Origin of the sequence: Streptomyces sp. PU-14G, from assembly GCF_041028275.1 — a bacterium.
Classification (GTDB): domain Bacteria; phylum Actinomycetota; class Actinomycetes; order Streptomycetales; family Streptomycetaceae; genus Streptomyces.
In genome coordinates, this window is the sequence record NZ_JASKYT010000306.1 from 1 (window position 1) to 8,517 (window position 8,517).

At 71.3% G+C, this 8,517-nt stretch carries 8 protein-coding genes and 1 riboswitch; of the genes, 6 read left to right on the plus strand and 2 right to left on the minus strand.

Annotated features, from left to right (window positions below):
• The first annotated feature begins 538 nt into the window (after nucleotides 1-538).
• From AB8Z75_RS26830 to otsB, 3 genes are all read left to right on the plus strand, one after another.
• Complete coding sequence (locus AB8Z75_RS26830; protein ID WP_369206347.1) at nucleotides 539-1,798, plus strand: extracellular solute-binding protein; 1,260 nt, start codon at nucleotides 539-541, stop codon at nucleotides 1,796-1,798.
• 20 nt (nucleotides 1,799-1,818) lie between these two features.
• A complete protein-coding gene (locus AB8Z75_RS26835; protein WP_369206349.1) occupies nucleotides 1,819-2,133 on the plus strand; it encodes a DUF3263 domain-containing protein in 315 nt (104 codons plus the stop codon).
• A 92-nt stretch (nucleotides 2,134-2,225) separates the two neighbouring features.
• The gene (otsB, locus tag AB8Z75_RS26840) at nucleotides 2,226-3,086 is read left to right on the plus strand and encodes a trehalose-phosphatase (RefSeq protein WP_369206351.1); all 861 of its coding nucleotides are present in this window, start codon (nucleotides 2,226-2,228) and stop codon (nucleotides 3,084-3,086) included.
• Here otsB and AB8Z75_RS26845 read toward each other — a convergent pair.
• Both AB8Z75_RS26845 and AB8Z75_RS26850 read right to left on the minus strand, forming a co-directional pair.
• Entirely contained in the window at nucleotides 3,078-4,580 is a 1,503-nt protein-coding gene (locus AB8Z75_RS26845) for a trehalose-6-phosphate synthase (protein ID WP_369206353.1), read from the minus strand. The genes otsB and AB8Z75_RS26845 overlap by 9 nt on opposite strands.
• A 158-nt stretch (nucleotides 4,581-4,738) precedes the next feature.
• Nucleotides 4,739-5,758 carry a glucosyl-3-phosphoglycerate synthase gene (locus AB8Z75_RS26850; RefSeq protein ID WP_369206355.1) on the minus strand — a complete coding sequence of 340 codons (1,020 nt, stop codon included), beginning with the start codon at nucleotides 5,756-5,758 and terminating at the stop codon, nucleotides 4,739-4,741.
• A 184-nt stretch (nucleotides 5,759-5,942) separates the two neighbouring features.
• Nucleotides 5,943-6,093: riboswitch (SAM riboswitch) on the plus strand.
• A gap of 18 nt (nucleotides 6,094-6,111) precedes the next feature.
• On the opposite strand from AB8Z75_RS26850, the gene thrC reads away from it, so the two are divergent.
• The 3 genes from thrC to AB8Z75_RS26865 all read left to right on the plus strand — a co-directional run bounded on the left by thrC (nucleotide 6,112) and on the right by AB8Z75_RS26865 (nucleotide 8,397).
• Nucleotides 6,112-7,419, plus strand: a complete 1,308-nt coding sequence (gene thrC / locus AB8Z75_RS26855; RefSeq protein ID WP_369206357.1) for a threonine synthase — start codon at nucleotides 6,112-6,114, stop codon at nucleotides 7,417-7,419.
• Nucleotides 7,420-7,480: 61 nt separating this feature from the next.
• Complete coding sequence (locus tag AB8Z75_RS26860) at nucleotides 7,481-7,756, plus strand: MoaD/ThiS family protein (RefSeq protein WP_369206359.1); 276 nt, start codon at nucleotides 7,481-7,483, stop codon at nucleotides 7,754-7,756.
• A 437-nt stretch (nucleotides 7,757-8,193) separates the two neighbouring features.
• On the plus strand, nucleotides 8,194-8,397 hold the full coding sequence (locus AB8Z75_RS26865) for a cold-shock protein (RefSeq protein ID WP_016472377.1): 204 nt from the start codon (nucleotides 8,194-8,196) through the stop codon (nucleotides 8,395-8,397).
• The last annotated feature ends 120 nt before the right edge of the window (nucleotides 8,398-8,517 follow it).

Sequence of the window (8,517 nt, forward strand, 5' to 3'; positions counted from 1 at the left end):
CGCGAGGGCATTCGGCGCCTCCCGGGGACGAAGGGGGAAGGCTGAATGGGGGGGGGGGGGGGGGGGGGGGGGGGGGGGGGGGGGGGGGGGGGGGGGGGGGGGGGCGCGTGGGGGGAGCGGTGGGGGCCTCGTCAGGGGTACTCACGCGGGACAGTCTCCCGCGTGAGCACCGTAAAGGTCTAGTCCACTCCGGGGATCTTCTTCTCGCCGGCGGGTGCGGACCCGCCTTCTCGCCGACGGGTGCGGGCCTGCGCGCGAGGGCATTCGGCGCCTCCCGGGGACGAAGGGGGAAGGCTGAATCGTCCGAGCACGGAATTCTTTTGCGGAGCTCGAAAGGAAGCCAAGCTGATTCCTTACCGGTATCGATCATGTGTAGACGATGCGGGGGTCACGGAGGGAGACTCCCGCTCAACGGACCGGGGTTGGTGGTGCCAAGGGGGTTGGCGGTGCCAGAGGGTCCACAGCACGGAGCACGTTCTGAGGGTTCGCAGGGTCTAAAGGGGCAGGGAAGAAGATGGATCGGCGTCGATTTCTGGGTATGGCCGCGACCGGGGTGGCCTCAGCGGCGGGAATGACCGCTCTGAGCGGCTGCGGCAGTGGGCCTGGATCCGGCGAGGTCACGTTGAAGCTCGTCGCTGCCGACTACGGCAACCCCGGAGGGAACAACAGCTCGAAGATCTACTGGCAGAAACTCGCCGACGCCTTCACCCGGAAACACCCCGAGATCTCCGTCGACGTCACCGTGTACAGCTGGAACGACATCGGCAAGAAGCTCGGTGACATGGTCGACTCCGGCAACCCGCCGGACATCGCCCAGGTCGACTCGTACGCCAGCTGGGCCGCCGAGGGGAAGCTCTACAAGGTCAGCGAGCTGCTTCCCATACCCGACCAGGCCGAATTCCTCGTCTCCCTCGCGGAGGCCGGTGAGGTGCAGCGCGTGCAGTACGGCCTGCCGTTCGTCACCAGCACGCGGGTGCTCATGTACAACAAGGACCTCTTCGCCAAGGCGGGACTCGATCCTGACAAGCCGCCGGAGAGCTGGGAGACGCTCAAGTCGGCCGCCCGCAGGCTCAAGCAGGCCGGGGTCGAGATCCCCTACGGACTGCCGCTCGGCCCCGAGGAAGCCCAGGGCGAGGCGCTGATGTGGTGCCTCGGCAACGGCGGCTCCTACGTCGACAGCGTCGGCAACTACACCATCAACTCGCCCGAGAACATCGAGACGATGGAGTGGCTGCGCGACAACCTCGTCGTCCCCGGCTACACCGAGCCCGACCCGCAGCGCGTCGACCGCCAGAAACTCTTCGAGGCCTTCAGTGCCGGCAAGGTCGGCGTCCTGAACGGGCACCCCACCCTGGTGCAGCAGGCCGACGAGAAGGGACTCTCCTACGGCACCGGCAAGCTGCCGGGCCGGGACGGGCCCGCCGACGGCACCCTGGGCGTCGGCGACTGGATGATGGCCTTCAAGAAGAACGGCCACCGGGAGGCGTGCGGCAAGTTCCTCTCCTTCGTCTACGAGGAGAAGAACCACTACGCCTTCGCCGCCAGGTACGGGCTGCTGCCCGTCACCACCAGCGCGTCCGAGCGGATGCGCAAGGACAAGAAGCACAAGAAGCTGTGGCCCTTCCTCGACCAGCTCGCCGGTGCCGAGTTCTACCCGGTCGGCAAGGTCTCGTGGACCGGCACCAACGCCGCTCTGAAGAAGTCCGTCGGCAAGGCCGCGATGAAGGGCGGCGACCCGAAGGCTGTCCTCACGGCGCTCCAGCGCAAGGCGGAGGCGGCCGAGAAGGCGGAGTCGTAGGGGCGCCGTACCGTGGAGGAATGAGCGCACCGAACGGGGACACCGGCGACAGGGAGGACGAGCGCGCGGGCGACCGCGACGCGGAGCCTGCGGGCGGCGGTGCCGCGGCGGGGCTCTCGGACGAGGACAGGGCCGTGCTGGCCTTCGCCGCGCGCGGGTGGCCCTCGCCCGGTGAGAAGGAGCGGGCCGTCAGGGAGCGGCTCGGCATGTCCCCGGTCCGCTACTACCAGTACCTGAACGCCCTGCTCGACGACGTGCGGGCGGCGGAGTACGACCCTGTGACGGTCAACCGCCTGCGGCGGCTGCGGCAGGCGAACCGCGACCGCACGCGCTGACGCGACCGCACGCGCCGACGCGACCGCACGCGCTGACGCGACGGCACCCGCTGACGCGCGCGCGGCGGCGTCATCCTGGTTAGGGTGCGGTCATGTCGCCTGCATCCCTGCCCGAACCGCGGACGGAGGAGGGGCGCGCGGGGCTCGCCGCGCTCCGCGCCGAACCCGCGCGCGCCGTACTGGCTTTCGACTTCGACGGCACCCTGGCACCCATCGTCGCCGATCCGCGTGCGGCGCGGGCCCACCCCGACGCGGTGCCGGTGCTCGCCCGGCTCGCCCCGCACCTGGCGGGCATCGCGGTGATCACGGGCCGGCCCGCGGCCGACGCCGTGCGCTTCGGCGGCTTCGAGGGCGCGGCCGGGCTCGAAGGCCTGACCGTGCTGGGCGCCTACGGCGCCGAACGGTGGGACGCCGCCGACGGCTCCGTCCGCGCGCCCGAACCCCCGCCAGGGGTGGCCGCGGTCAGGGAAGAACTCCCCGCGCTGCTGCGGGAGGTGGGCGCGCCCGAGGGCACCTGGACGGAGGACAAGGGGAGAGCGCTCGCGGTGCACACCCGGCGCGCGGCCTCCCCCGACGAGGCCCTCGCCGCCCTGCGCGCCCCCCTGTACGCCCTCGCCGAACGGCACGGGCTCATGGTCGAACCGGGCCGCCTGGTCCTCGAACTGCGGCCTCCGGGTGCGGACAAGGGCGCCGCGCTGGCGGACTTCGTACGCGAGAAGCACGCGGGCGCCGTCGCCTACGCGGGCGATGACCTGGGCGACCTGCCCGCCTACGAAACCGTCACCGCCTTGAGGGGTGACGGGGTACCGGGCCTGCTGCTCTACAGCGCCCCCCAGTCCGGGGACGAGACCGTTGCGCGGCTCGCGGAGCGCGCGGATGTCACGGTCAGCGGCCCGGCGGGCCTGACGGCCTGGCTGCGCGGCCTCGCGGAGGCGCTCACCGCGTCACGTTAGCTCCCGCAGCTGGTCGAGAAGCCAGCGGGCGGGCGGGTGTGCGGTGGCCGTCTCGGCAAGGCGGCGGGAGTGCGACGCACGGGTGGCCGCGTCGAGTCGGAGCGCGGCGTGCACGGCACCCGCGGTCTCCCGCACATCGAACGGGTTGACGCAGAAGGCGTCGGCCGCCATCTCCTCGTGCGCGCCGGCCTCCCGCGAGAGCACCAGCGCGCAGCCCTCGTCAGAGACGACGGGGATCTCCTTGGCGACCAGGTTCATCCCGTCCCGGATGGGGTTCACGAGCGCGACGTCCGCCATCCGGTACGCCGCGAGCGACCGTGCGAAGTCGTCCTTGACGTGCAGGACGACGGGCGTCCACCCGGGGGTGCCGAAGGCGGTGTTGATCTCCTCGGCGACCCGGCCGACCTCGGCGGTGTACTCGCGGTAGACGGCGAGGTCCTGGCGCGAGGGGTAGGCGAAGGCGAGGTGGACGACGTGTTCGCGCCACTCGGGGTGGTCGGTGAGCAGCCTTCGGTAGGCGTGGAGGCCGCGCACGATGTTCTTGGACAGCTCGGTGCGGTCGACCCGCACCAGAGTCCTGCGGGGCAGCCCGTCGGGCCCGGTGCCCACCTGGTCCCGCAGCTGGGACATCCGTTCCGCGACGTCGTCGCGGTGTGCCCGCTCCCGCAGGAAGTCGCCGTCAGCGCCCAGCGGGTGCACCCCGATCCGGGTCGTGCGGCCCTGGTACGTCACGGACAGCGTGCCGTCGTCCACCGAGACGTCCGCGCCGAGTACCTGTTCGCAGCACTCGGTGAACAGGCGCGCCCAGCGGGCGGTCAGGAACGCGGTGCGGTCGGCGCCGAGCATGCCGCGCAGGACGTCTGCCGCGACGTCGTCGGGCAGCATCCCGTAGTAGTCGGCAGGCGCCCAGGGGGTGTGGGAGAAGTGGCCGATCCGCAGGTCGGGGCGGCGCTCGCGGAGGATCCTGGGGGCGAGGGTGAGGTGGTAGTCCTGCACCAGCACGGTGGCGCCCTGCTCGGCCTCCCGTGCGAGGGCGTCGGCGAAGGCGGTGTTGTACGCCTCGTACTGCGCCCACTGGCGAGTGAACCCCTCATCGAACACGGGTTCGAGTGGCGTCTGGTACAGCATGTGGTGGGTGAACCACAGCACCGAGTTGGCCACGCCGTGATAGGCCGCCTCGAACGTCTCCGCCGGGATGTCGAGCATCCGTACGGCCTGGCCCCCGGTCTCCTCGCGGTCCAGGTGGCCGCCCGTGCGCCGGGCCGCCTCGCGGTCGCCCTCGCCGAGCGCCGCGCACACCCACACCGCGTCCGACCCCGACCCGATGGCCGACAGGCCGGAGACGAGGCCGCCGCCGCCGCGCTTGGCGGTGAGCGTGCCGTCCTGAGCGAGCGCGTAGGACACGGGCCCGCGGTTGGAGGCGACGAGTACCTGCGACGACGCGGGGGACGACGCCGAGGAAGAGGCCTTCGGTGATGTTGCTCCAGCGACCATGCGCGGAGCCTAGCCGTCCCCGAATCCGCTCAAACGTACGCGTGGCCGCCGAACCCCTCGCGCGTGGCGAACCCGGACACCCGCCGCACGCGGCGCCGTCACGCTGCCGCTCGCCGCGCACGGCGCCGTCAGGCGGTCACCTGCCGCACGCGGCGCCGTCACGCTGCCACCCGCCGCTGCCCGTATTCGGGCACCGTGCACATCGGCGGGCGCTCCTCCGCGTCCACCAGGTGGCCGCGGGGCTCGAAGGTGCCCCCTTCGCCCCGTTCGAACTGGGTCAGCGGCGTCGCCCCCGACCGTCCGCCCAGCACGCTCGGGCCGTCGTGACCGCCCCGGTGGTCGTCCAGCCCGACACCGCGTTCGATGCGGCGCTGCGCCGTGGCGTAGATGGCGGTGGCCATCCTGCCCAGCGCCGGCCCGTCCTGGTTGCGGTGCAGGCGCACCCCCACGTCGACCTGGGCCAGCGCGTCGAGGCCGACCAGCTCCAGCGCGTCGACGAGCAGCGCCAGCTCCACCCCGTACCCGACCGGGAACGGCAGCCGCTCCAGCAGCGACCTGCGGGCCGCGTACTCGCCGCCCAGCGGCTGCACAAGACCGGCCAGGCGCGGCCAGTGCAGGTTGAGCAGCGGCCGTGCCACCAACTCCGTCACCCGCCCGCCGCCCGCCGGACTGCCCCGCAGCGGGCGGTCGTACATCGCCTTGACCAGCTGCACGTCGGGCTCCGTCAGCAGCGGGCCGACGATGCCGGTGACGAAGTCGGGCGAGAACTCGCGCAGGTCGGCGTCGACGAAGCAGATGATGTCACCGCGCGTCACCATCAGTGAGCGCCACAGCACCTCGCCCTTGCCGGGTCTGGCCGGTACCCGGGGCAGCACCTCGTCGCGGTGCACGACCCGGGCACCGGCCGCCGTCGCGACCGCGCCGGTGCCGTCGGTGGAGCCGGAGTTCATGACGATCACCTCGTCCACCAGCGATGTTCCGGTGGCCGGGTGGGGGGAGGCCAGCTCGCGGCGGATGATCGAGACGATCTCGCCGACGGTGGCCTCCTCGTTGAGGGCGGGCAGCACCACGCTGACCGTGGTGCCCGTGCGTCGCTTGGCCGCCAGGAGCGCCTCCAGCGGCCGGTCGGCGGCGCGCCAGGAGCGGCGCCGCAGCCATTGGCCCACTTCATCGAGCACGTGCGCGCCTTCCTGTGGTCCGACGGGGGGAGGTACGGACGGTCAGCGGTGATCCATCTCGCGGTTCGGACGTCCCTCTCAAGCGTGACCGCCGTCGGTTACAGTCTTGAACAACGCAGGCGGCCTCCGCATCTCGGGGGCCCGAACAAACGCCCGAGCGGTCTGCCGCCCGGCGCCATAGTGCAGCTCATCCAGAGGGGCAGAGGGAACGGCCCGTTGAAGCCCCGGCAACCATCCCGCGATCCGCGCGTACGCGGACAGCTGTGGCGAGACCGCCTCGTGGGGACGGTGCCAATTCCGGCCCGTGGCGAGATACGACACGGGGAAGATGAGGAGAAAGGGCCTCGCCTCACATGGCTGTGCAAACAGTTTCAGCGAACAGCACCACCGCCTCCGACGCCCCGGCGCCCTACGACCTGGGCGCGGCCGTCGCCCTCTCCTGCCGCGAGTGCGGCACCCGCACCCCGCTCGGCCCCAGCTTCGTGTGCCTGGAGTGTTTCGGCCCGCTGGAGGTCGCCTACGAGCTGCCGACCGGTGACCCGGAGGGGCTGCGCGAGCGCATCGAGTCAGGGCCCGCCTCGATGTGGCGCTACGCGCCGCTGCTGCCGGTGCCCGCCGACGTCGCCGCGAAGCCGAACCTCAACCCCGGCTTCACGCAGCTGGTGAAGGCCGACCGGCTCGCCGCCGAGCTGGGCGTGACCGGCGGCCTCTACGTCAAGGACGACTCGGGCAACCCCACCCACTCCTTCAAGGACCGCCCGGTCGCCATCGCCCTGGAGGCCGCCCGCGCCTTCGGCTTCACCACGCTCTCGTGCTCCTCGACCGGCAACCTGGCCGGCGCCGTGGGGGCGGCTGCCTCCCGCGCGGGGCTGCGCAGCTGCGTGTTCATCCCCGACGGACTCGAACAGTCCAAGGTCGTGATGGCCGCGGTCTACGGGGGCGACCTGGTCGCGATCGACGGCACGTACGACGACGTGAACCGCTTCTGCTCCGAGCTGATCGGCGACCCGCTGGGTGAGGGCTGGGGCTTCACCAACGTCAACCTGCGGCCCTTCTACGCGGAGGGCTCCAAGTCGCTGGCGTACGAGATCTGCGAACAGCTCGGCTGGCGGCTGCCCGACCAGATCGTCATCCCCGTGGCCTCGGGATGCCAGCTCGTGAAGATCGACAAGGGGCTGCGCGAGCTGATCCAGCTCGGGCTGGTCGAGGACAAGCCGTTCCGGATCTTCGCAGCCCAGGCCGAGGGCTGTTCGCCGGTCTCCCGCGCCTACAAGGACGGGACGAACGCCGTCCGCCCCGTCAAGCAGCCCGACACCGTCGCCAAGTCCCTCGCCATCGGCGACCCCGCCGACGGTCCGTACGTCATCGACATCTGCAAGCGGACCGGCGGAGCCGTCGACGACGTCGACGACGAGCAGATCGTGGACGCCATGAAGCTGCTCGCGCGGACGGAGGGCGTGTTCGCGGAGACAGCGGGCGGCGTCACGCTGGGTGTGACGCGCAAGCTGATCGAGGCTGGGGCGATCGATCCGACGCTGACGACGGTGGTCCTCAACACCGGTGACGGCCTCAAGACCCTGGATGCCGTGGCGCCCACGGCCCGGCCCACCGCCGTCATCCGGCCCAGCCTCGGCGCGTTCCGCGACGCAGGCCTGGCCTGAGCAGCCGCTTCTCGCCCCGGCCCGCGCGGCGACCCCCTCCGACGTAAGGAAGATGCGAAACATGAGCGTGAACGTCCGGATCCCGACCATCCTGCGCACCTACACCGGTGGCCAGGCGGAGGTCGCCGCCGAGGGCGGCACCCTCGCCGAGGTGCTGTCTGACCTGGAGAAGAACCACGCGGGGATCAGCGCCCGCGTCCTCGACGACACCGGCAAGCTGCGCCGCTTCGTCAACGTCTACGTCAACGACGACGACGTCCGGTTCGAGCAGGGCCTGCAGACGCCGACACCGGACGGCGCGGGCGTCTCCATCATCCCGGCGGTGGCCGGCGGCTGAACGTCCGGCTCCCGCGTCCCACGCGGAACACGGAATCGCCCCCTCCGGATCGAATCCGGAGGGGGCGATTCCGCGTTTCGGAAGGCGGTAGAGTGACGGCAGTTTCCCGAGGTGCTGTACCGCCGTTTGCCGGACGCATAGGAGCGTGTGCACGGCGGTGCGACAAGTTGGCGCCGAAAACGCTGTGGCAATTGTCGTGTTGTCCCCGTATGCCTGGCCCGACTTGCCCTGGTAGCACCGCAGTTGATGCGGTTTTTCCGATCAGTCGTGCCCAGAATTCTCGTCCGATTGACCTGTTGCACAGGGCGTCCGTGCAGATACATTCAGCGGCGGTCGACGCGTTCCGGCGCACGCCCCCGCTCGCTCGTGGGGGTGAGGTCTGACCCGGGTTCGCGAAGTGCGGGCTCGTGCAAGGGCCAGCAATAGGGGAGTTAGGAATGGCTCAGGGCACCGTCAAGTGGTTCAACGCGGAGAAGGGGTACGGCTTCATCGCGGTCGACGGTGGTGCGGACGTGTTCGTCCACTACAGCGCGATCCAGATGGACGGGTACCGCACTCTCGACGAAGGACAGCGGGTCGAGTTCGAGATCTCGCAGGGTCAGAAGGGGCCGCAGGCGGACATGGTCCGCGTGACCGGCTGAGTGTCGCCGGACTGCGCGGAGGCGCAGACCTCGAACAGTAAGGGGCCGCACCCCACGGGGGCGGCCCCTTACTGATGCCCGGAGACTCCCCCGAAGCCGCTTGCTCCCTCCCTCCCCCAG

Coding starts and splice junctions, on each gene's coding strand:
- AB8Z75_RS26830 (WP_369206347.1), top strand. CDS start 539: ATGGCCGCGACCGGGGTGGCCTCAGCGGCGGGAATGACCGCTCTGAGC.
- AB8Z75_RS26835 (WP_369206349.1), top strand. CDS start 1,819: ATGAGCGCACCGAACGGGGACACCGGCGACAGGGAGGACGAGCGCGCG.
- otsB (WP_369206351.1), top strand. CDS start 2,226: ATGTCGCCTGCATCCCTGCCCGAACCGCGGACGGAGGAGGGGCGCGCG.
- AB8Z75_RS26845 (WP_369206353.1), bottom strand. CDS start 4,580: ATGGTCGCTGGAGCAACATCACCGAAGGCCTCTTCCTCGGCGTCGTCC.
- thrC (WP_369206357.1), top strand. CDS start 6,112: ATGGCTGTGCAAACAGTTTCAGCGAACAGCACCACCGCCTCCGACGCC.
- AB8Z75_RS26860 (WP_369206359.1), top strand. CDS start 7,481: ATGAGCGTGAACGTCCGGATCCCGACCATCCTGCGCACCTACACCGGT.
- AB8Z75_RS26865 (WP_016472377.1), top strand. CDS start 8,194: ATGGCTCAGGGCACCGTCAAGTGGTTCAACGCGGAGAAGGGGTACGGC.